This window comes from Kitasatospora sp. NBC_00374 (genome assembly GCF_041434935.1).
Classification (GTDB): domain Bacteria; phylum Actinomycetota; class Actinomycetes; order Streptomycetales; family Streptomycetaceae; genus Kitasatospora.
This window is the reverse complement of record NZ_CP107964.1, coordinates 7,434,218-7,460,537: the sequence shown is the minus strand read 5'-3', so window position 1 is coordinate 7,460,537 and position 26,320 is coordinate 7,434,218. Positions and strand designations below refer to the sequence as shown.

Here is a 26,320-nt window from a genome sequence, read left to right as displayed (position 1 = left end):
CACCCGTGACACACGCACAGCACCTGCTCGGCCTCGACCGCGCGCACGTCTGGCACCCGTACGGGCCGATGCCGGGCACCAGCACCCCGTACCTGGTGGAGTCCGCCTCGGGCGTCCGGCTGCGGCTGGCCGAGGAGGTCTGCGGGCAGCGGGAGCTGATCGACGGGATGTCCTCCTGGTGGGCGGCCATCCACGGCTACCGGCACCCGGTGCTGGACGAGGCCGTGCGTGACCAGCTCGGCCGGATGAGCCACGTGATGTTCGGCGGGCTCACCCACGAGCCCGCCGTCCGGCTCGCCGCCCGGCTGGTGGAGATCACCCCGGAGCCGCTGCAGCACGTCTTCCTCGCCGACTCCGGTTCGGTGGCCGTCGAGGTGGCCATGAAGATGTGCCTGCAGTACTGGCAGTCGCTCGGCCGGCCGGCCAAGCGCCGGCTGCTCACCTGGCGCGGCGGCTACCACGGCGACACCTTCCACCCGATGTCGGTCTGCGACCCCGAGGGCGGGATGCACCACCTGTGGGGCGGCGTGCTGCCCGGCCAGCTCTTCGCGGGCGAGCCGCCGGCCGGCTTCGACGCACCGCTGGACCAGGCGTACGCCGACGGGCTCGCCGAGCTCGTCGAGCGTCACGCCGGGGAGCTGGCCGCCGTCATCGTCGAGCCGGTGGTGCAGGGCGCCGGCGGGATGCGCTTCCACTCCCCCGCCTACCTGCGGCTGCTGCGCGAGCTGTGCGACCGCCACGACGTCCTGCTGGTCTTCGACGAGATCGCCACCGGCTTCGGCCGCACCGGCGAACTGTTCGCCGCCGACCACGCCCAGGTCTCGCCGGACGTGCTGTGCCTGGGCAAGGCGCTCACCGGCGGCTACCTGACGATGGCCGCCGCCCTGTGCACCGGCCGGGTCGCCGACGGCATCAGCCGCGGCGAGATGCCGGTGCTGGCGCACGGCCCGACCTTCATGGGCAACCCGCTGGCCGCCGCCGTGGCCAACGCCTCCGTCGACCTGCTGCTCGGCCAGGACTGGCGGGTCGAGGTCAAGCGGATCGAGGCGGGGCTGACCGCCGGACTGGCCGGCGCCGCCGGCGCCCCGGGCGTCCGGGACGTCCGGGTGCTCGGCGCGATCGGCGTCGTCCAGCTCGACCACCCGGTCGACATGCGGGCCGCCACCGAGGCGGCCGCCCGCGAGGGCGTGTGGCTGCGGCCGTTCCGCGACCTGATCTACACCATGCCGCCGTTCGTCACGGACGACGCCGACCTGGCCCGGATCACGGCCGCCGTCACGGCCGCGGCGGTGGCCGGATGAGCGTCCTGTTCGTCACCGGCACCGGCACCGAGGTCGGCAAGACCGTCGCCACCGCCGCCGTCGCGGCCCTCGCCGGCCGCCGGGTCGCCGTCCTGAAGCCCGGTCAGACCGGGGTCGCGCCCGGCGAGCCCGGCGACGCCGCCGAGGTGCTCCGGCTGGCCGGCCCCGCGGTCACCACCCGTGAACTGGCCCGCTACCCCGAGCCGCTGGCACCCGACACCGCCGCCCGCCGCTCGGGCCGGCCGACCCTGACCCCCGGCCAGGTCGCCGAGGCCGTCGCCGCGCTGGCCGCGGACCACCACCCCGTCCTGGTCGAGGGCGCGGGCGGCCTGCTGGTCCGCTACGACGAGGACGGGCACACCCTCGCCGACATGGCGCTGGCCACCGCCGCACTCGGGCTGGACGTGGAGATCCTGGTGGTCGTCACCGCCGGCCTCGGGACCCTCAACACCACCGCGCTCACCGCGGAGGCCCTGCGCGCCCGCGGCCTCGCCCTGCGCGGGGTGGTGGTCGGCGCCTGGCCCGCCGAACCGGACCTCGCGGCCCGCTGCAACCTGGCCGACCTGCCGGCCGTGGCCGGCGCCCCGCTGCTCGGCGTCCTGCCGCAGGGCGCGGCGGCCGAGGGCGGCGACGCCTTCCACGCCCTGGCCCGGGCCTCGCTGGCCCCGGCGCTCGGCGGCGACTGGGACGCGGCCGCCTTCACCGCCCGGTTCAGCCCGCCGCTGCCGTAGCTCCAGCCCGGCGCCACGGTGCGGCCGGGCGGGTCACCGCTCGGCCGTCCCGGTGACCCGTCGGGCCCGCCGGGTGTGTACGGCGGACTCCGGGGCCCGTCCTGGCCGACGCTGGCCGTCTGCCGCCCGTTCCGGTCGGGCGGCCGGACGAGACGAGGCCTGATGAACGAGGAACTGCTCCCCACCCGGCGGCGCGTGCTGTTCGGCGCCGGCAGCGCGGCCGCCACCCTGCTGCTGGCCGCCTGCTCCAGCAGCACGAGCGGGTCGGTGACCACCACCACGGCGACGCCCTCGGCGAGCCCCTCCCCGTCCGGGAGCGCGAGCTCCGGCGGAGCTGAGTCCCCGTCGGCCTCGGCCTCGGAGTCCGCCTCGGCGTCCGGTGCGGCGGTGTCCATCACCATCAAGGACTTCGCCTTCAACCCCACCCCGCTCACCGTCGCCCCCGGCACCAAGATCACGGTGACCAATCAGGACAGCACCTCGCACACCCTGACCTCCTCCACCCCGGGCGCCTTCAACACCGGGACCCTCAGCCCCGGCCAGTCCGCCACCATCACCGCCCCGAACCAGCCGGCCAGCTACGAGTACATCTGCACCATCCACCCGAACATGCAGGGCATCCTCATCGTGCAGTGACACCTCCACCGCCCGTCACCGCCTCAGCGCAGCGGCTTGACCCAGCGGCTCCACCGCTCCTCGGGGCCGTAGCCCGCGCTGCGCCAGGCGTGCCGGCCGAGCTCGTTGTCGTCCAGCACCATCGCGTCGGCCCGCCGCCCGCCCAGGGACTCGAAGCGGGCCTCGGCCGCCGCGAGCAGCGCCGCCGCGATGCCCCGGCGGCGCCGCCGCGGCTCCACGGCCAGGCGGTAGAGGTGGCAGCGCCAGCCGTCGAACCCGGCGATCACCGTGCCCACCACCGCGCCCTCGCTCTCCGCGATCAGCAGCGCCCCGGGATCCCGGGCGATCAGCCCGGCGACCCCGGCCGGGTCGTCGGTGATACTGGTGCCCTCGGCCGCCCGGCCCCAGAAGGCCAGCAGCGCGGGAACATCACCGGAAACGGCGGTACGGATCTTCATATCGGTCATACCGGCCTGTCTACCAGCAGCGACGATCCGCGTCCGCGGGATTTCGGCAGCCGGGACGGACGGTGGCTGACGGATCGTCAGGTCGCATAGAGTCTGCCGGACCGGCTCGCCCGTGCCGTACGTCCCGAGGAGGAGCACCGTGTCGGCCACCACCGCATCGGTCGCGGAGTTCATCGCATCGCAGACCCGCCTCGCCACCGTCCCCTTCGTCCCCGAGGTGCGGCTGCACCTCGCGGACGAGGCCATCGCCCTGTGGGAGCGCACCGAGTCCGAGAAGGGCGAGATCGGGCTGCCACCGCCGTTCTGGGCCTTCGCCTGGGCCGGCGGCCAGGCCGTCGCCCGCTACGTGCTCGACCAGCCGGGCACGGTGGCCGGCCGCCGGGTCCTCGACCTGGCCGCCGGCTCCGGCCTGGTCTCGATCGCCGCCGCCCTGAGCGGCGCCGCCTCGGTCACCGCCGCCGAGATCGACGAGTACGCGGTCACCGCGATCGCCCTCAACGCGGCGGCCAACGATGTCACCGTCGACGCGCGCTGCGCCGACCTGCTGGACGGCGACGGAGCCCCCGCCGAGGTGGTGCTCGCCGGGGACGTCTTCTACGAACGGGGCATGGCGCAGCGCGTCCTGCCGTTCCTTCAGCGGGCCCGGGAGCGCGGAGCCCTGGTACTGGTGGGTGACCCCGGCCGGGCCTACCTGCCGCGCGAGCGGTTCACCGAGATCGCCTCGTACCGGGTGCCGGTGATCGCGGACCTGGAGGACAGCGCGGTGAAGACCTCGGTGGTCTGGCAGCTGAGCTGACCTCGGGCCACCGGCCCCGCCCTCGCCGCACGCCGCTCGCCGCTCGCCGTTCACGCTGAGTCCCGCGGACCTCACGGTGCGATCACGGGATACCTACCGTTTCGATACCGAAGCCGTTATGAGCTGCGGAAATGCTCGCGGGGTGCGGGGACGGCCGAGTAGGCTCCGGCTGAGCCTCCGGGTGTGTCGCGCCGCCGTGCCGTGGCATTCGGGGGCGGACTCCGGCGGCAGCCCCGGCAGCGACACCACCGCTGTGGGGCGGGCCGCGCACTCGGCACCGCGCGCCAGGGCTGTCGCGCGAAGCGGAAGGGCAGCGACTTGGCGGATCGGCTCACCGGAGGGGACTCCTCGCTGCTGCGTCGGATCAACGCGGCGGTCACCCTGCGGGCGTTGCGTGACGGGCAGTCGGTCACCCTCACCCAGCTCGTCGGCGACACCGGCCTGTCCCGGCCGACGGTCGAGGGCGTGATCGAGGGGCTGCTGGAGTCCGGTCTGGTGGCCGAGGTGGACCACAGTCAGGAGAGCGGCCGTCAGCGCGGACGCCCGGCCCGCTGGTTCCGGTTCCGCGCCGAGGCCGGACACGTGCTCGGCGTCGAGATCGGCGTCCACGACATCCGGATCGTCCTCGCCGACCTCGCCGGCGAACTGGTCGGCACCCACTCCCGGCCGGTCGGCGAGACGCTGGAGGCCGAGGAGCGCCTCGGCCTGGTCCGGTCGATGGTGGCCGAGGTGCTGCGCAAGGCCGGCATCTCGCGCGACAGCCTGTGGGCGGTGGCCGTCGGCACCCCCGGCATCGTGGACCGCGAGGGCACCGTGCAGCTCGGCACGGCGATGCCCGGCTGGACGGGTCTGGACATCGGCGCGCGGCTGCGCCGCTCGTTCCGCTGCCCCGTGGTGATCGAGAACGACGCCAACCTGGCCGCCATCGCCGAGCACTGGAAGGGCGCGGCCGTCGGCAAGGGCGACGTGGTCTTCGTGATGGCCGGGCTGAGCCCCGGCGCCGGTTCGCTGATCGGCGGCCGGCTGCACCGCGGCTTCGGCGGCGCGGCCGGAGAGATCGGCGCGCTGCACCTGCTCGGCCAACAGGCGACGCCGGAACGGCTGCTGTCGACCACCGGCAAGCCGCTGGACCCGCTGGACGAGGCAGCGGTCGCCCGGGTGCTGCGGCTGGCCCGGGAGGGCGACGAGGTGGCGCGGGTGGCCACCGACCGCTTCCTGCAGCGGCTGGTGCACGACGTCGCCGCGCTGGTGCTGGCACTCGACCCGCAGCTGGTGGTGGTCGGCGGCTGGGCCGCCGGGCTGGACGGCGTGCTGGAGCCGCTGCGCGAGCAGCTGGCCCTGTTCACGCTGCGGGCCCCGGAGGTGGCGCCGGCCGCGCTGGGCTCGGAGGTGGTCGCGATGGGCGCGCTGCGGGTGGCGCTCGACCACGTCGAGGAGCAGTTGTTCGCGCTCGACCCGCCGGCGGCGCCGGGCCGCTGACGGCGCCCGGGTGGGGTCGGGTGGTCGGGCGGGGTCGGCGGTCGCGAGAGACGACTCGGGCGGCGGCCTCCCGAGGGGGGCCGCCGCCCGGTCGGCAGCGTGTTTCTCGGTGGTGCGGTACGGCTCGGCTCAGGAGGCCTGGCTAGAAGCCGGGAGGCCTCAGGAGGCGGAGCGGGCCGGTGCCCCGGCCTGGACGGGAGTGACCTCGACCAGGCCCGTCTCGCCGAAGGTGAGCTTGCAGGTGTCGGCGCGGTAGGTGGAGATGGCCAGCGCGACCAGGCGGCCGGCGGCGGCGTACTGGGCGGTGACGACCAGCACGGGGGTGCCCGGCGGGCGCTGCAGCAGGGAGGCCTGCTCGGCCTCGGCGACACCCAGCTCGACCGAGCGGGACTCGCCGTCGACCCCGAGCCGCTCCAGCTGCCGGAGCACCGAGCGGGCGCGGTCGGCCTGGCCGTCGGCGCCGACCAGGTGCGGCATGGCGGGCAGCCGCGGTACGGCGGAGTCCGGGACGTGCAGCGACTCGGTGGCGACGGCGACGCCCTGGACCATCCGCACCCGGCGCACGGTGTGCACGGTGGCGCCCTCGGCGATGCCGAGCGCCCCCGCCAGCTGCGCACCGGCCGGGGAGCTGACGCAGTCGATCACCCGCCAGGCCTGGCTGCGGGCGGTGCCCGGCCAGCCCTCCTCGCGGCTGTTGACCGGGACGCCGACGCGCGGAGCGGCGATCAGCGTGCCGATCCCCCGGCGGCGGACCAGCCGGCCCTCCAGCTCCAGCTGGTCGAGCGCCTGACGCAGGGTCGCCCGGGCCACGCCGAAGCGGGCGGCGAGCTCGCGCTCGTTGGGCAGGATCTGGCCGGTGGAGAACTCCGCGTCGATGGTGCGGACCAGCACCGTCCGCAGGTGCCAGTACTTCGGCTCCGGCACCGCCGCGAGCTGTCCTTGAGCCACCGCTTGAGCCACCGTGTCCTCCACCCTGAAGGAGCGCCGCCACGGCCTCCCCGGTGTTTCGGCAGGTGGGGAGGGCGGGCTTTATCCGTCCTTCTTTATTAAAGGTCTTTGCAGTAAGCGACCCTAGGGCTTGCTCCGCGAGATGGTCAAGACCAATGACGGCGCCAGGCGGGCGGCGGTCCACACCCCGGAAGCGGCCCGGGTCGTTCGCCCCGGTCCGGTACCCTCGCGGGGTGATCGTGGTATCGACAGTGAACGTGAACGGCATCCGGGCCGCCGCCAAGAAGGGCCTGGTCGAGTGGCTGGCCGCCACCAAGGCAGACGTGGTCTGCCTGCAGGAGGTACGGGCCGAGGCCGGGCAGATCCCCGCGGAGCTGCTGGAGCTGGAGGGCTGGCACGCGGTCTGGGCGCCGGCCGCGGCCAAGGGCCGGGCCGGGGTGGCGGTGCTCTCCCGGCGGCCGCCCGAGCGCAGCGTGATCGGGTTCGGCTCGGAGGAATTCGACAATTCGGGCAGATACGTCGAGATCGACCTGCCGGGCCTGACCGTCGCCAGCCTCTACCTCCCGTCCGGCGAGGTCGGCACCGACCGCCAGGACGAGAAGGAACGCTTCATGGCGGAGTTCATCGCCCACCTCGACCGGCTCCGCACCAGCGCCGCCGCCGAGGGCCGCGAGGTCCTGGTCTGCGGCGACTGGAACATCGCCCACCGCGAGGACGACCTCAAGAACTGGAAGACCAACCAGAAGAACGCCGGCTTCCTCCCCGAGGAGCGCGCCTGGCTCACCCGCGTCCTCGACGAGACAGGCTACGTCGACGTGGTCCGCGCCCTGCACCCCGACCAGCCCGGCCCGTACTCGTGGTGGTCCTACCGCGGCCGCGCCTTCGACAACGACGCCGGCTGGCGGATCGACTACCAGATGTCGAGTCCGGGCCTCGCGGCCAGGTGCGTCGAGGCGTACGTCGAGCGCGCCGCCTCCCACGCCGAGCGCTGGTCCGACCACGCGCCCGTCACGGCGGTCTTCGATCGCGGATAACTCGACTGCCAAAGCGGACAGTTGATCAGCATCAAGAGGACGGCGGTGACGACTGCGACCTCAGTGCCCTGTCTCATCTGAGCCATTTCGTGCGCCGGAGACGACTCGGCCAGCAGGTTCCCGATCGCGGCAAGACGGGCGGTGGGCTCAGCCCTCAGAAGTGAACCGCATGGTGGGGACAGCGCCATTCCTGCCAGCGCCCGGAGTTCCGTGATCCGTGATCCGCAGGAGCATCCGAGCCGCCCAGGTCCGGATAGCAAATGGCGCGACCTGGTCACCGTGTACTCCTGCGACGCGGCCGCCCGTCCGGACAACGTCTTCCAGGAGGCCTGCAGCCTCGCCGAGTACGCAGAGTCACTGGTCGACGTACACAGCTGGTTCCTCTGGTGGGGCTGATCGCGCCGGCGGTCCGGGCCGCGACGCGGGCGGTCCGGAGGTCGGCCTGTCGGTAGGCCTCGCTACTGTTCCTCACCTGATCAACCGTTCGAGGAGAGGGGCGGAGCTGTGCGGCGCTGGGAGTTCACCGAGGGCGGCTCGGACAAGTTCTGGGAGGCCGCGGTCGACGGTGCCGTGGTGACCGTGCGCTACGGCCGGTCCGGCACCGACGGGCGGGAGCAGAGCAAGGAGTTCCCGACCTCGGAGGCGGCGCAGGCACACTTCGCCAGGACGGTCGCCGAGAAGGAGCGCAAGGGCTACCGCGAGACCGGCACCGGCTCTGCACCCACCCCGCGGCCCGTCGCGGCGACCTCGCCGGCCGCCGCCCCCGAGCCCGTGGACGCCCCGGTCGACGAGGACACCTTCGTCCTGCCGGAGGCCTGGCGGCGGGTCCTGATCCCCCGCCGGGGCGGCGTCCCCCGCCCGCCGGCCGCGCCGGTGAGGAACGCGGTGGACGGGTACCACGCCACGCTGAGGCAGGTGGACGCCTGGCTGGAGCAGGCGCTCACCTCGGACCGCAGCGAGACGGACCTGGTCGCGGCTGCCCGTGCTCACCACTCCGGCAGTCAGAACCCGCTCGGTGCGGCGGTGCTGACCGCGGCGTTCGCGGTCTCCACCGACAGCAGGATCCGGATGGCCGTGGACGCCTGGGTCGCGGAGTTCGGCCTGCCGTTCGCGGCCAGGGCCACCGTCGAGCTGTTCACCGTGGCCGTCGAGACCGACTGGAACGGCTCACGCGCTGTCCACCCGCGCGTCCGGTACGCCGCGACCGGCCGGACGCCCGCGGCGTACCGCCCCGCCGCGGATCGCGTCCGGTCGCTGCTGGCGGCGTGCGACGAGGAGACCCACCGCGCGGTGGTCGAGGCCCTGGCCGGATGCCGGACCGACCTGTCCCGCCTGGTGGTGACGGCGTACTTGGTGCCGTCCGAGTCCGACTGGGCCGAGGAGTGCGCGAAGTCGGCCGCGCGGCTGGGCTCGGCCGAGTGGTCGATGCTGCTGTGCTCGCTCTCCTCGGCCGAGCCGCTGGAGAAGCTCCCCCAACCGCCGGACCTGGGCTGGGACGGCTGGTCCGCCGAGATCATCGCGACCGTGGCGGAGGGACTCCAAGGCGGCGCCGCGCCGCTGTGGCTGCATGCCTTGGCCAACAACTACCTCTACAGCGACAAGCAGAAGCAGCTGCTCAACGCGATAGCCGAGCTTCCCTCCGACGAGGGCTTTCGGGGGCTGCTGACCCATCAGGAGAACGGCAAGGCGGCCCGCGGCGCCCTGGTGGCAGCCATGCGCCGCTTCCCCCGGCGTGCTCTGCGCCTCCTCGCGGAGGCTGCGGCGGCGTCCGCCGATGCGGCCGCGCAGCGGCTCGCCCGCCAGCTCCTCACCGCCCATGTCGCCGCCCACCGCGCGACCGCGCTCGAGCTGCTGCCGGAGCTGACGCCGGAACAGGCGGCCGTGGTCGAGCCGCTCACCGATCCGGGCGACCGGGTGTCGGATGTCCGTCCCGACTCGCTGCCGGAGCTGTTCACCAGCCCGCCGTGGACCCGGCCGCGCTCCACCGCCAAGCCCCGCGTGCTGACCGGCCTCACCGCGCCGGAAGGGCCGCAGCTGCGTTGGCTGCCGGGTGAGCGGGAGGCGTGGGCGGTCTCCGAGTCCTGGTACGCGCGCTGGTCGGACGCCGACTGGCAGCGGATCGCCGGCACGATCCGGGCCACGAACGGGCGGTCCGGCGACGCGCGGCGCCACTCCAACCGGCACGAGGAGCTGGCGCTGTTCGCGTACGGCGACGAGGAGCTGGGCCGGCCGCTGATCTCGCAGTGGCGGGGCGGCGAGTACATCTGGGACGCCATGGGCGCGCTGCGCCGGGTCGCCGCCCGCTTCGGGCCGGACGCGCTCGAGCCGATGCGGGCCGCCGCGCTGCAGAACCCGGCCGCGCACGCGGCGCTGCTGCTGCCGTACCTGGACGTCCGGGTGGCCGAGATGATGGCGGACTGGCTGATCCGGCTCAAGTCGGCCGGGGACACCGCGCGCTCATGGTTCGCCCGGCACGGGCTGGACGCGGCCCGGCTGCTGGTTCCTGCCGCGGTCGGGAAGGCGGGCGTGGCCCGGCGAAGCGCCGAGCACGCCCTCCGGTTGATCTGTGCGGCGCAGGGCGTCGCGGCGGTGCGTGCGGTGGCCGGCGAGTACGGACCGGAGGCGGATGAGGTGGTGGGCGCGCTGCTCTCGGCCGACCCGCTGGTGAATGTGCTGCCGGCGAAGTTGCCCCAGCTCGGTGACTGGGCGGAGCCGATGATGCTGCCGCAGCTGCTGGTTCGCGGCGGCGAGGGCGCGCTGCCCGCCGAGATGGTGCGGCACGTGCTCACGATGCTCGCGCTGTCCAAGCCCGGGGCGTTCTACCCGGGCCTCGACCAGGTGGCCGAGGTGTGCGAGCCGCAGTCGCTGACTGACCTCGGCTGGGCGGTGTTCGAGCAGTGGCGGATGGCCGGCATGCCGTCCCAGGACGGGTGGGCGCTGCACGCGCTCGGCCGGCTCGGGGACGACGAGACGGTCCGCCGACTGACGCCGGTGCTCCGGGCGTGGCCGGGCGAGGGGGCGCACCACCGCGCGGTGGACGGCCTGGAGGTGCTGGCCGCGATCGGCAGCGACGTCGCGCTGCTGCACCTGCACGGTATCGCGCAGCGGGTGAAGTTCAAGGCGCTCAAGGCGCGGGCGCAGGAGAAGATCGCCGAGGTGGCGGCCGGGCTCGGCCTGTCCGGGGAGCAGCTCTCGGACCGTCTGGTGCCGGACTTCGGGCTGGACGCCGACGGGACCACCGTCGTCGACTACGGCACCCGGACCTTCACGGTGGGCTTCGACGAGCAGCTCAAGCCGTACGTGCTGGACTCGGACGGCGCCCGCCGCAAGGACCTGCCGGCCCCGGGGGCGCGGGACGACGCCGAGCTGGCGCCGGCCGAGCGCAAGCGCTTCGCCGCGCTGAAGAAGGACGTCCGCACGGTGGCGGGGGACCAGATCCGCCGTCTGGAGGACGCGATGGTCGCCCGGCGGTCGTGGACGGCGGAGGAGTTCGACCAGCTCTTCGTGGGGCATCCGCTGCTGTGGCACCTGGTGCGCCGGCTGGTGTGGCTGGCCGAGGCGGACGGCACGGCGACCGCGTTCCGGGTCGCCGAGGATCGGACCCTGGCGGACGTCCATGACGAGGTGTTCGCGCTGCCCGCCGGGGCGACTGTCCGACTGGCCCACCCGCTGCTCCTCTGCGACGACCTCGCCGCCTGGTCGGAGCTGTTCGCCGACTACGAGATCCTGCAGCCGTTCCGTCAGCTCGGCCGCCCGGTGTACGCGCTGACCGACGAGGAGCGGGCCGGCCACCGCCTGACCCGCTTCGAGAACGGTCCGGCGCTGCCCACCGCCCGGCTGGTCGGCATGGAGCGGCGCGGCTGGCAGCGCGGCGCGCCGCAGGACGCGGGCGTGGAGCGCTGGCTGTCCCGCCGGGTCGGACCCGACCGCTATGTGGTGCTCGCCCCGGAGCACGGCATCGCGGTCGGTATGCACGACGTGTATCCCGAGCAGCGGGTGGAGACGGTGTGGCTCGACATCCGCCCGGGCGACTACTGGACTCACAACCGGACCTTCCCGACCTTCGCCGAGCTCGACCCGGTGACCGCCTCCGAGGTGATCGCCGACCTCACCGAGCTGACCACGCCGTGACGACGAGCCACCCCACCGACAGCCGCACGGACCACCCCGGGAGGGCCGCCATGACCACCACCGCCGAGGAGCACCTCCAACGGCCGCCCGCCGAGGTCCGGTACGCCGAGGAGCTGGCGGCGCTGCACGCCGAGGACCGCGACCACCGCCCGCCGGGCTGGGAGCTGAGCCTGCGCGCGGCCCGCCGGTTCATCGTCGGCGACGAGGCGGCCGGCATCGCCCGCAAGTTCGTGGGCGATCCGGCGCTGGTCGAGCGTGCCCTGGTGACCCTGGCCACCAACCGCGGCCTGCTGCTGGTCGGCGAGCCGGGCACCGCGAAGTCGCTGCTGTCGGAGCTGATCGCGGCGGCGGTCAGCGGCACCTCCCGGCTGACCGTGCAGGGCGGCGCGGCGACCACCGAGGACCAGATCAAGTACTCGTGGAACTACGCCCTGCTGGTGTCGGAGGGCCCCTCCACCCGCTCGCTGGTGCCCGCGCCGATGCTGCGCGGCATGGCCGAGGGCCGGGTGGTCCGGTTCGAGGAGATCACCCGCTGCCCGCTGGAGGTGCAGGACTCACTGCTGTCCCTGCTCTCGGAGCGGGTGGTGGCGATCCCCGAGCTTGACGGGCCGGAGGGCATGGTCTTCGCCAAGCAGGGCTTCAACGTGATCGCCACCGCCAACACCCGCGACCGCGGGGTGAACGAGATGAGCTCGGCGCTCAAGCGCCGGTTCAACTTCGAGACCGTCTTCCCGATCCCCGACCTGGACACCGAACTCGCCCTGGTCGAGGCCGAGTCCGGGAACCTGCTACGCCGGTCGGGGGTGACCGCGGCGCCCGACCGGGACCTGCTGGAGGTGCTGGTCACCGCCTTCCGCGAGCTGCGGGCCGGCGAGGGCGGCGACCGCCCGTCCGCGGTGATGAGCACCGCCGAGGCGGTCTCGGTCGCCCACGCGGTCGGGCTGCGCGGCTGGTACCTACGCAGCGAGGCCGGCAACGCGGCCGACCTGGTCGCCAGCCTGGCCGGCACCGCGGCCAAGGACAGCCCGGAGGACCTGGCCCGGCTGCGCCGCTACCTGGAGCAGCGGGTCCCGCGGCGGCGCGGCCCGCACTGGCAGGCCGTGCACGACGCCCGCCACCTGCTGGCCGGCTGATGCCCGCGGTCTTCCTCGGGGTCCGTCACCACTCCCCCGCCTGCGCCCGCCTGGTGGCGGACACCGTCCGGCGGCTGCGGCCCGCGTATGTGCTCGTCGAGGGCCCGGCCGACCTCAACGGCCGGCTGGACGAGTTGGCCCTCGGCCACGAGCTGCCGATCGCCGTGTTCAGCCACTACCGCGACGCCGAGCGCACCGCGACCACCTGGGCGCCGCTGTGCGACTACTCGCCCGAGTGGGTGGCGCTGCAGGAGGGGCGGGCGGCCGGCGCGGAGGTGCTCTTCGTCGACCTGCCGTCCTGGCACCCGGCGTTCGAGCTGCGCGCCAACCGGTACGCCGACGCGGAGGCCCGGTACGCCGAGGCCACCGCCCGTCTCTGCGAGCGGTTCGGCGCCGGCTCGGTGGACGCCCTGTGGGACGGCCTCTTCGAGGTGGCGCCGGCGGACGGGCTCGCCGAACGCCTGGACGCCTACTTCGACCTGGTCCGCGGCGACGCCGAGGCGGACGAGGACGACCAGGCCCGCGAGGCGTACATGGCGGACTGGGTCCGCGCCGTCCTCGCCGAGGCGGGGACCGCGACCGTGCTGGTGGTGGGCGGCGGCTTCCACACCCCCACCCTGCGCGCCCTCGCCGCGCAGCCGGCCCAGGCGCCCGGCCGGCCCGGGCTGCCCGCGCCGCCGCCCGGCGCCGTCTCCGGGAGCTACCTGGTGCCGTACTCGTTCCGGCAGCTCGACGCCTTCGCCGGCTACCAGTCCGGCATGCCCTCGCCCGCCTACTACCAGCGGCTGTGGGAGGACGGCCCCGAGGCCGCCGCCGACCACCTGCGGCAGTCCGTGGTCTCACGCCTGCGCGTCCGCCGCCACCCGGTCTCCACCGCCGACCTGGTCGCCGCCGCCACACTCACCGGCGGCCTCGCCGCCCTGCGCGGCCATGCGGTGCCGGCCCGTACCGACGTGCTGGACGGTTTGGCCGGCGCCCTGATCAAGGACGACCTGAGCCAGCCGCTGCCCTGGTCCGAGCGCGCCCCGCTGGCGCCGGGCAGCCATCCGGTGGTGGTCGAGATGGTCGCTGCGTGCAGCGGCACCCGCACCGGGCGGCTGCACCCGGACACGCCGGCCCCGCCGCTGGTCCACGACAGCGCCGCCCGGCTCGCCGCGATCGGCGCCACCGGCACCCGCCCGCTGACCTGCGATCTCACCACCGAGGAGGGCCTGACGGCGAGCCGGACCCTGCACCGGCTGCGCGTCCTCGGCGTGCCAGGCCGCCACCGCACCGCCGGACCTGCCCACGGCGCCGACCCGGTCACCACCGAACGCTGGGACGCCGGACCGGACACCGGCCGCGACGCCGCCCTGATCGAGGCGGGCGCGTACGGCGCCACCCTCGACGAGGCCGCCGCCACCGTCCTCGCCGAACGCGCCCGCACGACCGGGCCCACCGACGCTCAACTCGCCACCCTGCTCTTCGACACCGTCCTGTGCGGCGCGACCGCCCTCACCGACCGCCTCCTCACCACGCTCACCGCCACCCTCACCCGCCACCCCGACCCCGGCGCCCTCGGCGCCGTCCTCTCCACCGCTCTCGGCCTCTGGCGGCACGACCGCGTGTACGGCACCGCCCGCAGCCCACTGCTGGCCGCCGTCATCGACGGCGCGGTCAGCCGCGTCCTGTGGCTGGTCGAGGGCGTCCACGGCCGCTCCGGCACCGACCCCGCCCGCCTCACCGCCCTCGCCGCCGTCCGCGACGCCCTCCGCCACGCCCCCGACCACCTCACCGTCACCCCCGGGGACACCGCCGCCCTCGCCCTCCGCATCACCCGCGACCCCCACGCCCCCGCCGACCTCCGCGGCGCCGCCCACGGCCTCCACCTCACCCTCGCCCCGACCGAGGCCACCACCCCCGACCTCGCCGACGCCCTCCACGCCACGGACGACCCCCGGACGCTCGGCGACTGGCTGGGCGGCCTGTTCGCCCTCGCCCGGGAGGAGGTCACCGCCGACTCGGGCGACGGCTCCCTGCTGGCCGCCGTGGACTCCGTCCTCGCCGACCTCACCGACGCCGAGTTCCTCATCGCCCTCCCGGCCCTGCGCCAGGCCTTCGCCTGGTTCCCGCCGCGCGAGCGCGAGCGGATCGCCCGCCGTCTGATCGAGCGCCGCGGTCTGCGCGGCTCCGCCCGCGCCCTGCTCCGCACCACCGCCGACCCCTTGCACCTGGCCGCCGCCCGCGCCCTGGAGGAGAACGTGACCGCCCTGCTCGACCGCCACGGCCTGCGGAGCGCCCGGTGACCTCGCCCGAGCCGGCCCCCAGAACGGCACCCGACCCCGCCCTGGAGCGCTGGCGCCTGGTCCTCGGTTCCCCCGCCGAGCCGTGGACCGGCCGCCCGAGCGCCGACGGCGCCGCCCGGGACGCCGCCCTGGAGTGGCTGTACGGCCGCGACGAGGACCTCGGCCGCCGCGGCGTCCGCAGCGCCGGCCTGGAGCCGTCCCGGGTCACCGCAGTCGACTGGCTGGACGACATCCACCGTCTCTTCCCCCGCGAGACGATCGAGCGTCTGGAGCGTGACGCCGTCGAGCACTACGGGATCGAGGAGATCGTCACCGACCCGACCGTGCTGGAGCGGGTCGAGCCGAGCGCCGCCCTGCTGCGCGCGGTGCTCCGCACCAAGCACCTGATGAACGAGCAGTTGCTCGGCCAGGCCCGCCGGATCGTGGCCGCGGTGGTCCGGCAGCTGATGGAACGCCTCACCCCGGAGCTGCGCCAGGCGTTCACGGGTGCCCGGTCGGCGCGCCCGAGCCGGCGCCCGCTGGCCCGCGACTTCGACTTCCGCCGCACCGTCCGGGCCAATCTCGGCCGCTACAGTCCCGCCGAGCGGCGGATCCTGATCGAGCGTCCGCACTTCCGCTCCCGCACCCGCCGGCATCTGGAGCAGTGGCAGTTGATCCTGCTCGTCGACCAGTCCGGTTCGATGGTGGGCTCGGTGATCCACTCCGCGGTGACCGCGGCCTGCCTGTGGAGCCTTCCCGGGCTGAAGACCCATCTGGTCGCCTTCGACACCCAGGTGGTGGACCTCACGTCCGACGTCACCGACCCGGTGGAGCTGCTGATGCGGGTCCAGCTCGGCGGCGGCACCGACATCGCCCGCGCGGTCGACTACGCAGCCGGGCTGGTGGAGAATCCGCGGCGCACGATCCTCGCAGTGATCAGCGACTTCTATGAGGGCGGCGACCGGTACCGGCTGCTACGGACCGTCCGCTCGCTGACCGGGCAGGGCGCCACCGTGCTCGGTCTCGCCGCGCTGGACGAGGAAGCCGCCCCGGCGTACGACCGCGAGCTGGCCGGGCAGCTCGCGGACGCCGGCGCGCACGTGGGTGCGATGACGCCGGGGATGCTCGCCGACTTCGTCGCCGAGAGGCTCGGCCGATGACCGCCGCGACGCGGGCCGATCTGCTCGCCCTGGACACCGACACGCTCGCCGCACTCGCCAACCGCGGCCTGGTGAAGCGCGCCGCCCGCGAGGTCGCCGCGGGCGACGGGCCGGTGCCCGGCCTCGACCCGGACGGCACGCTGCGCGGCACCTGTCCCGACGGCAACACCGTCGTGCTGCCGCCGGGCACCGGGCTGGACGGCGGCAGCTGCACCTGCGGCGCCCCGGGCGTGTGCCGCCACCGGATCGCGCTGGTCCTCGCCCACCAGCGTGCCGCCGCCGATGCCCCCGCCCCACCGGGTCCTCACCCCGGCCCCGCCACTTCCGATACCCCCCGCACGCCCGACACCCCCGCGCCCGCCCCCGCCTGGTCCCCCGGCACGCTGGACGACGAGGCGCTGACCGCCGCCGTCGGTGCCCGCGCCGTGGCCGCCGCCCGCCGGACGCTGGAGCGCGGCTATACCGCGCGGCTGCACCACGCGCGCCCGGACGATCCACAGCCGGTCGCCGAACTCGCCGCCTGCACGGTCCGGTTCCCCGTCCCCGGCGAGCTGGGCTTCGCGGTCACCGACGCCGCGCAGGACCGCCGCGGCGAGATGATCGCCCTCGCGGTCTGGGCCTTCCGGGCTGCCGACGGCCGCCCGACCGTCACGCTCGGCGACCGTTCCGAGCCCGAGTCGGGCATCCCGCCGGTCCTGGACGCCGCCCTCGATCTCGCCCGCGAGCTCGTGCTCGACGGCGCCGTGCACGCCGGACCGGTCCTCACCGCCGATTTCCACCGGGTGCGCGGCGAGCTCGCCGACCGTTCCCTGCACTGGCCGGCCGACCTGGTCGCCGACCTGATCGGCCAGCTCGACGCGTACGCGACCCGGGCCGCCGACCACCGGCCCGAGGAGCTGGCACTGCTCCTGGCCGAACTGCACGCCCGTCACCGCGCCGCCGCCCACCCGGGCGCGTCGCGGTCCGAGGTGCTAGGTGTCCGGGAGGCCGCCGAGACCCTGCTGCGCCGGGTCCGCCTGACCGCGCTGGGCTGCCGGATCCGCGGCACCGCAACGACCCGGTCCGCCGAGGTCTACCTCGCCCACCCCGCCGCCGGGACCGTCCTGGTGCTCCGCCGCAGCTGGGACGTCCCAGCCGACGGCCGTCCGCCTACCGGGCACGCGCTGGGCGCCCGCCGGATCGCCGGGCACCGCCTCGACGCCCTCGCCGGCGGCAACGTGGTCAGCGAAAGCGCGGTCCGCAGCGCCGCCCGTGAGCTCCGCCTCGGCCGCGGCCGGACCACCGCCACCACCGTCACCCCGGTCGGCAGCTCCTGGACCGACCTGCCCGCCCCGCTGCTGCTCACCGACCTCGACGCCCACCTGCGCACCCTGGAGGGCCGGCCACCGCGGCTGATCCGGCCCCGCATCGCCGCCGAGTCCCTGCACGTGGTGCGCCTCTCCGCCGTCGAGGGGATCCGGTACGACGCGGCCGAGCAGCGCCTGGAGGCTGCCGTCCGCGACGCGGTCGGCAACCGTGCCACCCTCGCCGCCACCCACGACCCGGCCTGCCCCGGCGCCCTCGACGCCCTCGCCGCGGCGCTCGGGACGGGCACCGTCACCCACGTCAGCGCCACCGTCCGGAGCGCCGCGGGCCGCACCGTCCTGGAACCCGCCGCGCTCCTCGCGGGCGACACCGTCGTGGTCCCCGACCTCGCCCCGGGCCCCGGGTCCACCGCCCTCACCCCCGCCGCGCCGCCGTCGGCCGGCCTCGTTGCCGCCGACCTCGCCGAGGCGCTCGCGGCTCTCGCCGACACCGCCCACCGGGGCCTGCGCCACCCGGACGGCCCCACTCTCACCCGCCTGGACCGCGCCGCCGCCCGGCTGAACCGAGGCGGCCTGGCCACCACCGCCGAGCTCCTGCGAGCCCTCGCCCACGCCATGCGCGCAGGCCACCCGGACGCCGCCGCCCGTGCGTGGTCGGACTCAGTCGTCCGGGTCGCCGTCACCATCGAGGCGCACCGGGGGACCTCCGACTACCCCTGAGCGACAACCCCGTGCACCGTGCGGCACGCAGAGCGGGGAAGGCCGCGAGTCGGACCTGCCGGCGCTCGACATCGCCCGGAGCCGGCAGCGGGGCGCGGACCGCCGCGGCGTCGCTGCTACCGACCGCTGGGTCGCTCGTGGCGGGGCTCGTACATGCCCACCTCGCTGCCACCCGGCAGGCGGAACCTGGTCAGCCGTCCCCAGCGGGCGTCGGTGACCGGCTGGGTGAACTCCACGCCCTTGGCCGCCAGGTCGCTCACGGTGGCGTCGATGTCATCGCACATCAGGTAGAGCTCCTGCGTCTCCGGGCCGTCCGCGGGATGCACGGCGAGCTCGGCCGGCGGCAGCTCGAAGATCAGCCAGCCGCCGCCCGCATCGACGTTCGGACACTCCAGCGTGTCCCGGAAGAACGCCCGGTCCACTTCGGCGTCGCGGCTGTAGATGATGACGTGCGCACCGTTGATCATGCCGCCAGGGTAGGGCCGGACCCGGACCGGTCCGCGAGGTGCCGCGCTGCGGTTGGGCCGACCGGGTGGCCCAACGACTGCCGGACGGTCACCGGCACGAGGCCGAGGCCGGAGAGCGCGTCAACAGTCTCGGCGGTTGGTCCGCTCCTGTCAGTCCGTATGGTTCCGGGTTCTGCGCCGCGCGGTGGGTGACTACCGTCCCAACCGCTCGACACCCGGCGGTCCGGACGGGCCGCCGCCACGCGCCCTCAGGAGGTCACGTTGACCGCGCACCACCCCACCCGTAGGAGCATCCTCGAGTCCGACGGCGGGCTCGGCGTCGCGCTGGCGCTGGGCGCCGCGGGCTCGAAGGCGTGAGGGGCGCTCCGGTGTTCCCCTCCTTCTCCCGCCGCGCCTCGCGCCTGGCCCTGGCCGCGGTCGCCCTGCTGCTGCCGGTCACCGTCCCGGCCGCCCCCGCCGCGGCCACCGGGTTCACGGCGTCCTGCCCGGCCGCCGGTTACATCTCCCAGGGCTACACCCCGGAGCACAACGGCATCGACATCGCCAACGACTACGGCACCCCGATCTACGCGGTCGGCGACGGCCAGGTGCTGGTCTCCGGCCCGGCGCAGGGCTACGGCCAGTGGATCCGCATCCTGCACCCGGACGGGACCATCACCGAGTACGGGCACATGCGCGAACGGGACGTGGCCACCGGCGACCAGGTGACGGCCGGTCAACTGATCGCGCAGATGGGAAGCGAGGGCACCTCCAGCGGCCCGCACCTGCACCTGCGGGTATGGGCCGACTCGGACGCGACCGTGCGCACCGACCCGATCCCCTACCTCGCGGAGCGCGGCATCGCCATGCCCTGTACTCCGGGAACCGGCCCCCGTCCCGCCCCGCTGGTGTATCCGGCGCAGTCCGGCCGGGTGGTGTCCGCGCGTTCGGCGGACGGCCGGCTGGAGGTGTTCGCGGCCGGTGCGAACGGCGTCTCGCACGCCTGGCAGACGGCCGTGAGCGGCGCCTGGTCGGACTGGGAGTCCCTGGGCGGACCGGGCGGCGCGGAGTTGGCGATCGGTCCGAACGCGGACGGCCGCCTGGAGATGTTCGCCATCAACGGCAGCACCTTCCAGCACCGCTACCAGCTCCAGCCCTCCGGCGGCTGGTCGAACTGGGAGAACTTCGGCGGCGGCGGCCACGACATCGCCGTCGGCTCCAACCAGGACGGCCGCCTCGAAGTCCTCGCCTCCGGTCCGGCCGGCGTCTTCCACAAGTACCAGACCAGCCCAGCCAGTTGGTCCGACTGGGAGCCGACCGGCGGCGGCCCCGCCAACAGCGAGATCGGACTCGGCAAGGCCCCCGACGGCCGACTCGAAGTCTTCGCCCTCAACGGCAGCACCTTCCAGCACCAGTGGCAGACCGCCGTCAACGGCAGCTGGTCGGCATGGGAGACCTTCGGCGGCGGCGGCCACGACCTCACCGTCGACCACAACCAGGACGGCCGCCTCGAAGTCTTCGCCTCCGGCCCGGCCGGCGTCTTCCACAAGTACCAGACCAACCCCACCACCTGGTCCGACTGGGAAGCCGCCGGCGGCCCCGCCGACTCCCGGCTCACCAGCCAGCCGACCGCGGACGGCCGCGTCGAGGTGTTCGCCATCAACGGCAGCACCGCACAGCACACCTGGCAGACAAATCTGAACGCCCCCTACAACCAGTGGGACACCTTCGGCGGCGCCGGCACCGAGATCGTCGCGACGGCCAACGCCGACGGCCGGATCGAGGTGTTCGGCACCAGCAGCGCCGGCGTCTACCACAGGTGGCAGACCGGATTCTCCACCTGGTCCGACTGGGCCTGGCTCAACACCACCGCCGGACCCGCCGTCAGTTGAGGAGCCATCACGTGACCAGCACGCAACGCGCCCGCCGGGCGCCGTACCGCGTCCTGCTGTCCGCACTCGTCTCGCTGGGCGTGGCGGCAGGCCTGACGGTCGGCGCCACGCCCGCGCCGGCCGCCACCGGCAGCGATCTGTGCGCCGAGGTCGGCTACAACGCCGGTTTCCGGGGCGACGCCCTGGTGACCGCGATCGCCGTCGGCCTCGCCGAGTCCAGCTGCAACCCGCTGGCGTCCAACGTCCAGAACAACACGCCGCCGTCCACCGACCGCGGCCTGTGGGAGATCAACAACTACTGGCACCCCGAGGTCGACGACGCCTGCGCCTACGACGCCCAGTGCAACGCCAACGCGGCCTACCGCATCTCCAACGAAGGCACCGACTGGCAGCCCTGGTCGACCTACAACCAGGGCGCGCACCTGCGGTACCTGGGCGAGGCGCGGGCCGCCGCGGACCGGCTCGGCCACCACGACCCCGGACCGGCCCCGCTGGTGTATCCGGCGCAGTCCGGCCGGGTGGTGTCCGCGCGTTCGGCGGACGGCCGACTGGAGGTGTTCGCGGCCGGTGCGAACGGCGTCTCGCACGCCTGGCAGACGGCCGTGAGCGGCGCCTGGTCGGACTGGGAGTCCCTGGGTGGCCCGGGCGGCGCGGAGCTGGCGATCGGCCCCAACGCGGACGGCCGCCTGGAGATGTTCGCCATCAACGGCAGCACCTTCCAGCACCGTTACCAACTCCAGCCCTCCGGCGGCTGGTCGAACTGGGAGAACTTCGGCGGCGGCGGCCACGACATCGCCGTCGGCTCCAACCAGGACGGCCGCCTCGAAGTCCTCGCCTCCGGTCCGGCCGGCGTCTTCCACAAGTACCAGACCAGACCAGCCAGTTGGTCCGACTGGGAGCCGACCGGCGGCGGCCCCGCCAACAGCGAGATCGGACTCGGCAAGGCCCCCGACGGCCGACTCGAAGTCTTCGCCCTCAACGGCAGCACCTTCCAGCACCAGTGGCAGACCGCCGTCAACGGCGGCTGGTCGCCATGGGAGAACTTCGGCGGCGGCGGCCACGACCTCACCGTCGACCACAACCAGGACGGCCGCCTCGAAGTCTTCGCCTCCGGCCCGGCCGGCGTCTTCCACAAGTACCAGACCAACCCCACCACCTGGTCCGACTGGGAAGCCGCCGGCGGCCCCGCCGACTCCCGGCTGACCAGTGAGCGTTCGCCGGACGGCCGCGTCGAGGTGTTCGCCATCAACGGCGGTACCGCACAGCACACCTGGCAGACCGGCGTCAACGCGCCCTACAACCAGTGGGACACCTTCGGCGGCGCCGGTACCGAGATCGTCGCGACGGCCAACGCCGACGGCCGGATCGAGGTGTTCGGCACCAGCAGCGCCGGCGTCTACCACAGGTGGCAGACCGGATTCTCCACCTGGTCCGACTGGGCCTGGCTCAACACCACCGCCGGACCCGCCCTCCCCTGACCACACCGGTAGCCCTCCTGGAGCACAGCCATGTCCCCTGTCAGCAGGCGCGGCCTGCTACGGGCGGCCGGAGCGGGAGCACTCGTGCTCCCGCTCGCGGGCCGTACCGCCACCGCGTCGCCCGCCACCACGGCCGGCGCAGCCACGCCCCACCTGTGGGTCGGCGCCGGCCCGTTCGGCCAGGTCCACGACCCGTCGACCACACGCCGCCGCTACCTCAACGACCACACGCTGATCCAGGCCGGCGGGCGCTGGCACCTGTTCAGCATCGTCGGCAACAGTGCGCCGCCCGGGCAGGCCCCCGACAGTTCGGCGGAGGTCTCGCTCGCGCACGCCTCGGCGCCGGACCCGTCCGGGCCGTGGACCGGCCACCCGGACGCGCTGACCGTCGACACCTCCTACTTCGGGGAGGAGCACCTGTGGGCCCCGCACGTCATCGAGTCGGGCGGCGTCCACTGGATGTTCTACGCGGCGGGCGGGCGCGCCGGGGCGGCGATCAACGCCGCCACCTCCACCGACCTGTCCACCTGGACCAGGCTGCCGTCCGGGCCGCTGTTCCGCGGGAACGCCGCCCGCGACCCGATGGTGCTGCGGATCGGCGTCGAGTGGGTGATGTACTACACCGAGCTGTCCGCCGTCGACGGCCGGCACCAGGTCTGCTACCGGCGCTCCACCGACCTGCTGACCTGGGGCGCTCCCGGCGCCGCCTTCACCGACTCGGCCACTTCCGCGGACGGCGTCTCGGTCACCGAGTCGCCCTTCGTGGTGGCCCGGGACGGCTGGTACTACCTGTTCATCGGGCCGCGGAACGGTTACGAGGGCACCGACGTCCTCGCCTCCCAGGACCCGTTCCACTTCACCCTCGACGGCTACGCCGGCCATGTGCCGGGCCACGCGGTGGAGGTGGTCACCGACGGGCAGCAGTGGTGGGCGAGCGCCGCCGGCTGGTTCCGGCACGGCCTGTACCTGGCCCCGCTGAGCTGGCAGTCCGCCCCGCCGCCCTGGCAGAGCCCGGACAACCCGGTCGCCTCCCTGGACGTACAGGGCCGGCTGAACGTGTTCGCCCTCGACGCGGCCGACCGGTCGATGCTGCGCCGGGTCCAGCTCGACCCGGACGCCGACAGCTGGTCGGACTGGGAGGCGTTCGGCGGCCCGGCCGGCGCGGTGCCCGCGCTGGGCCGCAACACCGACGGCCGGCTGGAGGTGTTCTCGCTCGCCCCCGGCGGCGCCTACCTGCACCACCGGGTCCAGCGGACGGACGGCACCTGGTCGGACTGGGAGGTGTTCGGCGGCCCGGCCGGCGCCGCCCCCGCCGTCGCCCGCGACGCCGACGGCCGCCTGGAGGTCTTCGCGCTCGGCCCGGGCGGCGCCCTGATCGCCCGCCGCCGCCAGTGGTCGCCCGGCTCGCTCACCTGGGACGCCTGGGACGCGGGCTTCGGCGGCCCGGTGGGCGCACCGCCGGGCGTCGCCGCCAACGCCGACGGCCGGCTGGAGGTGTTCGTGCTCGCGCCCGGCGGCACGGCGCTGCTGCACCGCTGGCAGACCTCGCCCGGCGGCGGCTGGTCCGCCTGGGAGCGCTTCGGCACGCCTGCCGGCGCCGCGCCGCGGGTCGCCCGCGACGGCACCGGGCGGCTGAACGTCACCGCGATCGCCCCGTCCGGCACGGCGGCCTTCCAGCGCCGCCAGTCGGTGCCCAGCGGGGGCTGGGACGACTGGCACCCGCTGCTGGGCTGGTCCACCGCCTCGCCGCTGCCGATCCCCGGCGCGGACGGCCGGCTGGAGGCGCTCACCCTCGCCCCCGGCGGCGACCGGCTCGCCCACCGCTGGCAGTCGGCGCCCGCCGGAGCCTGGGCACCGGACGGCGTGCTCGGCGAGGACTTCGGCGAACCGGGCCTGGTACTCGCCGCGCCGCCCTCGGCCGCGGCCGACCCCACCGGACGGCTGCACGTCTTCGCGGTGGCCGAGGACGGCCGGCTGCGCACCCGTGTCCAGGACCGACCCGGCGGCGGCTGGCGGCCGTGGGCCGCCTTCGGCGACCGCCCGGTGGCGCCGCTGCGCTCGGGGGCGCCGATGCTCTGACCCCCCGGTCCTGCCCGCTTCCCGATCTCCCCGTCAAGTGGCCTGCGCCACCATACGGTTTATCGTCATGCGCAAAGAGGTAACGTTCGTCTGGCAACGGTCGGTACGCCGGACGGGGGAGCGGTGCGCGGGACGGAGGAACGGTGAGCGGGATTCTCGTCCACCTGCCGGAGGGGAACGGCGACGACGCGGTGACCTTGCGGCTCGGTCCGGGAGAGCGGGCGCGCTTCGGCCGCGGCTCCGCCGGCACGCCGGTGGAGCTCCGACTCGGCGACGAGACGGTCTCCCGGCTCGCCGGCGAGATCCACGCGACCGACGACCACTGGCAGTTGAGCAACCTCAGTAACACCCACGCCTACCTGGTGGAGAACCCGGAGGGCGCCGGCGAGTACCTGCGGGTGCCGCCGCGGCGGATCGGCGCGCCGATCCCGTTCGAGTTCGCCCGGGTGGTGCTGCCCTCGCGGCGTGAAACCCCGCTGTCCTTCCAGGTGTTCGCGCCCGACCACGTCTACCTGGACTCGCACGCCCACGGCGGCTCCTGGGAGAGCCGCACCATGACGGCGTACTCGCTGGACGAGACCGCCACCTACTTCCTGGTCCTGGTCGCGCTCTGCGAACCGTGGCTGCGCGACCGCTCCCCCGCCGCCGTGCCCACCACCCCCCAGGTGGTCGCGCGGCTGCGCGGCCACCCCGCCTGCGCCCGGCTCACCGCCCGGGCGGTCAGCTCGCACCTCGACTACCTCGCCGACGAGAAACTCCGCATCGACATGCCCGACGGCGCGGGCCGCGCGGACCGCCGCAACGGCAAACGCGAGGCCGTCGTGGGACTCGCCCTGAAGTTCGGCATCGTTCGCGAGGAGCACCTCGCGCTCCTGCCGCGCCCCGAAGCCGCCGAGCCCGGACGGTAGGGAGGGGCGCCGATGGCGCGCGACGTGGCCTTCTGCGGGGACCGCGAGGAGCTGCTGCCACCCGGCCACCGGGTGGGCGAGTGGACCGTCACCGGGCCCATCGGCGAAGGCGGCTGGGCGACCGTCTATGCCGCCCGCCGGGCCGAGGACCCTGCTGGTCCGGACGGCTCGGACAGCGCGGGCGGGGTGGACGCCACGGTCGCCCTCAAGGTGCTGCCGACCGCCGGACTCGCCCCCCGCCAGGCCCGCCACCTCGCCGAATCCGCCCGCCGCGAAGCGGAGTTGGCCCGCACCGCGCCGCACCCGCGGCTGGTCCGCCTGCTCGACACCCTCGCCCTGGCCGCCCCCGACCACCCCGCGCTCGACGGCGCGATCGTCCTGGTCATGGAACGCGCCCAGGGCACCCTGCGCGACCTGATCGCCACCGGCGTCGACGAGGCCCGGGCCGGCCGGATCGTCGCTGGCATCTGCGAGGGCCTGGCCCACCTGCACCGCTCCGGCTGGGTCCACACCGACCTCAAACCCGAGAACGTCCTCATCGGCCGGGACGGCGAGGTCCGCCTCTCCGACTTCGGCCTCGCCATCGAACTCACCGGCACCCACGGCCACTCCGCCCCCATGGGCACCCCCGACTACCTGCCGCCGGAACGCTGGAAGGAACCACTCGGCGAACACGGCGTCAAAACCCGTACCACCGCCGACATCTGGGCGCTCGGCATCGTGATCCACGAGGTGTTCGCCGCCGGCCTCCCGCCCTTCCCCGGCGCCACCCCCACCGCCCGCAGCGCCGCCGCCCAGCAGTACGCCGAAGGCCGCGCCGCCCTGCGTCTGGCCCCCGCGGTCCCCCCGTTCTGGCGCGCCCTCGTCGCCGACTGCCTCGCCCCCACCCACGCCGCCCGCGCCCCGCACACCGCCGAAAGCCTGCTCACCCGCATCCGCGCCCACCGGTCCGGCCGCCGCCCTCGCCGCCCACGGCCGCGCACCGCCCTGCTCGCCCTAGCCACCTGCGCCACGGCAGCCGTCGCCGCCACCGCTCTCTGGCCGCACCCCGGCCCGGCCGCACACCCCGCCCGCGTCCGGGTCTTCAACGCCGAACGCGGCTGCCAGGACCGCACCGACCGCGACCCCCAGTGCAGCCTCGGTCTCGCCGTCAACCCCCTGCGCCCCTACACCGCCGAGAACGTCATCCCCACGCGCGTCTGGCACAACGACACCCTCGACGCCGACTGCCAACTCCCCACCGGCCTCCCCGTCATCGACGAGGAAGACCTCACCTCCACGCTCTGGTACCGCATCCGCCTCCCCGGCCCCACCACCGCCTGGCTCCCCGCCGTCCGCACCAGGGACCGCCCCACCCTCCTCGACTGCCCCTGACCACCACCGGGGACCGTCACGCGTGTTACTCCGGATCGTTCCGGATTCTCTGCCCGGCAC

General features: G+C 74.9%; 20 protein-coding genes. 17 read left to right on the top strand and 3 right to left on the bottom strand.

Annotation, left to right across the window (positions count from 1 at the left end; translation table 11 throughout):
- Nucleotides 1–5: 5 nt before the first annotated feature.
- The 3 genes from OG871_RS33060 to OG871_RS33050 all read left to right on the top strand — a co-directional run bounded on the left by OG871_RS33060 (nt 6) and on the right by OG871_RS33050 (nt 2,668).
- Nucleotides 6–1,301: an adenosylmethionine--8-amino-7-oxononanoate transaminase gene (locus OG871_RS33060; RefSeq protein WP_371501834.1), complete on the top strand. Its 1,296-nt coding sequence runs from the start codon at nt 6–8 to the stop codon at nt 1,299–1,301.
- The gene (bioD, locus tag OG871_RS33055; RefSeq protein WP_371501832.1) at nt 1,298–2,032 is read left to right on the top strand and encodes a dethiobiotin synthase; all 735 of its coding nucleotides are present in this window, start codon (nt 1,298–1,300) and stop codon (nt 2,030–2,032) included. Before OG871_RS33060 ends, bioD begins: the two co-directional genes overlap by 4 nt.
- Nucleotides 2,033–2,194: 162 nt before the next feature.
- Nucleotides 2,195–2,668, top strand: a complete 474-nt coding sequence (locus tag OG871_RS33050) for a cupredoxin domain-containing protein (RefSeq protein WP_371501830.1) — start codon at nt 2,195–2,197, stop codon at nt 2,666–2,668.
- Between the two features lie 23 nt (nt 2,669–2,691).
- Here OG871_RS33050 and OG871_RS33045 read toward each other — a convergent pair whose 3' ends face one another.
- On the bottom strand, nt 2,692–3,114 hold the full coding sequence (locus OG871_RS33045) for a GNAT family N-acetyltransferase (protein ID WP_371501829.1): 423 nt from the start codon (nt 3,112–3,114) through the stop codon (nt 2,692–2,694).
- A gap of 139 nt (nt 3,115–3,253) precedes the next feature.
- Here OG871_RS33045 and OG871_RS33040 point away from each other — a divergent pair, with 139 nt between their 5' ends.
- On the top strand, nt 3,254–3,910 hold the full coding sequence (locus tag OG871_RS33040; protein WP_371501827.1) for a methyltransferase: 657 nt from the start codon (nt 3,254–3,256) through the stop codon (nt 3,908–3,910).
- Between the two features lie 318 nt (nt 3,911–4,228).
- On the top strand, nt 4,229–5,389 hold the full coding sequence (locus OG871_RS33035; RefSeq protein WP_371501825.1) for an ROK family protein: 1,161 nt from the start codon (nt 4,229–4,231) through the stop codon (nt 5,387–5,389).
- Between the two features lie 159 nt (nt 5,390–5,548).
- Here OG871_RS33035 and OG871_RS33030 read toward each other — a convergent pair whose 3' ends face one another.
- Nucleotides 5,549–6,337, bottom strand: coding sequence for a GntR family transcriptional regulator (locus OG871_RS33030; protein ID WP_371503488.1), 789 nt, complete (start codon nt 6,335–6,337; stop codon nt 5,549–5,551).
- A 233-nt stretch (nt 6,338–6,570) separates the two neighbouring features.
- Between OG871_RS33030 and OG871_RS33025 the strand changes: the two genes are divergently transcribed.
- The 7 genes from OG871_RS33025 (at nt 6,571) to OG871_RS32995 (ending at nt 18,083) form a co-directional block, all read left to right on the top strand.
- Entirely contained in the window at nt 6,571–7,371 is an 801-nt protein-coding gene (locus tag OG871_RS33025; protein ID WP_371501824.1) for an exodeoxyribonuclease III, read from the top strand.
- Nucleotides 7,372–7,581: 210 nt separating this feature from the next.
- A complete protein-coding gene (locus OG871_RS33020) occupies nt 7,582–7,767 on the top strand; it encodes a hypothetical protein (protein WP_371501823.1) in 186 nt (61 codons plus the stop codon).
- A gap of 108 nt (nt 7,768–7,875) precedes the next feature.
- Nucleotides 7,876–11,502, top strand: a complete 3,627-nt coding sequence (locus tag OG871_RS33015; RefSeq protein WP_371501822.1) for a WGR and DUF4132 domain-containing protein — start codon at nt 7,876–7,878, stop codon at nt 11,500–11,502.
- Nucleotides 11,503–11,552: 50 nt separating this feature from the next.
- Nucleotides 11,553–12,635 carry an AAA family ATPase gene (locus OG871_RS33010; RefSeq protein WP_371501821.1) on the top strand — a complete coding sequence of 361 codons (1,083 nt, stop codon included), beginning with the start codon at nt 11,553–11,555 and terminating at the stop codon, nt 12,633–12,635.
- A complete protein-coding gene (locus tag OG871_RS33005) occupies nt 12,635–14,920 on the top strand; it encodes a DUF5682 family protein (RefSeq protein WP_371501820.1) in 2,286 nt (761 codons plus the stop codon). Before OG871_RS33010 ends, OG871_RS33005 begins: the two co-directional genes overlap by 1 nt.
- Nucleotides 14,917–16,059, top strand: coding sequence for a VWA domain-containing protein (locus OG871_RS33000; RefSeq protein WP_371501819.1), 1,143 nt, complete (start codon nt 14,917–14,919; stop codon nt 16,057–16,059). Before OG871_RS33005 ends, OG871_RS33000 begins: the two co-directional genes overlap by 4 nt.
- Nucleotides 16,056–18,083 (top strand): hypothetical protein, encoded by a 2,028-nt coding sequence (locus OG871_RS32995; protein ID WP_371501818.1) that lies wholly within the window; start codon nt 16,056–16,058, stop codon nt 18,081–18,083. The genes OG871_RS33000 and OG871_RS32995 overlap by 4 nt, the downstream gene beginning before the upstream one ends.
- Nucleotides 18,084–18,199: 116 nt before the next feature.
- Here the strand turns inward: OG871_RS32995 and OG871_RS32990 are convergent, their stop codons facing one another.
- Nucleotides 18,200–18,550 (bottom strand): VOC family protein, encoded by a 351-nt coding sequence (locus OG871_RS32990; protein WP_371501817.1) that lies wholly within the window; start codon nt 18,548–18,550, stop codon nt 18,200–18,202.
- A 368-nt stretch (nt 18,551–18,918) separates the two neighbouring features.
- On the opposite strand from OG871_RS32990, the gene OG871_RS32985 reads away from it, so the two are divergent.
- The 5 genes from OG871_RS32985 (at nt 18,919) to OG871_RS32965 (ending at nt 26,260) form a co-directional block, all read left to right on the top strand.
- Complete coding sequence (locus tag OG871_RS32985; protein WP_371501816.1) at nt 18,919–20,421, top strand: peptidoglycan DD-metalloendopeptidase family protein; 1,503 nt, start codon at nt 18,919–18,921, stop codon at nt 20,419–20,421.
- Nucleotides 20,422–20,432: 11 nt separating this feature from the next.
- Nucleotides 20,433–21,899 (top strand): hypothetical protein, encoded by a 1,467-nt coding sequence (locus OG871_RS32980; protein ID WP_371501815.1) that lies wholly within the window; start codon nt 20,433–20,435, stop codon nt 21,897–21,899.
- A gap of 30 nt (nt 21,900–21,929) precedes the next feature.
- Entirely contained in the window at nt 21,930–23,978 is a 2,049-nt protein-coding gene (locus OG871_RS32975) for a glycosyl hydrolase family 32 (protein ID WP_371501814.1), read from the top strand.
- Between the two features lie 143 nt (nt 23,979–24,121).
- Nucleotides 24,122–24,886, top strand: a complete 765-nt coding sequence (locus OG871_RS32970; protein WP_371501813.1) for a serine/threonine protein kinase — start codon at nt 24,122–24,124, stop codon at nt 24,884–24,886.
- Between the two features lie 12 nt (nt 24,887–24,898).
- On the top strand, nt 24,899–26,260 hold the full coding sequence (locus tag OG871_RS32965) for a serine/threonine-protein kinase (RefSeq protein WP_371501812.1): 1,362 nt from the start codon (nt 24,899–24,901) through the stop codon (nt 26,258–26,260).
- Nucleotides 26,261–26,320 lie beyond the last annotated feature (60 nt).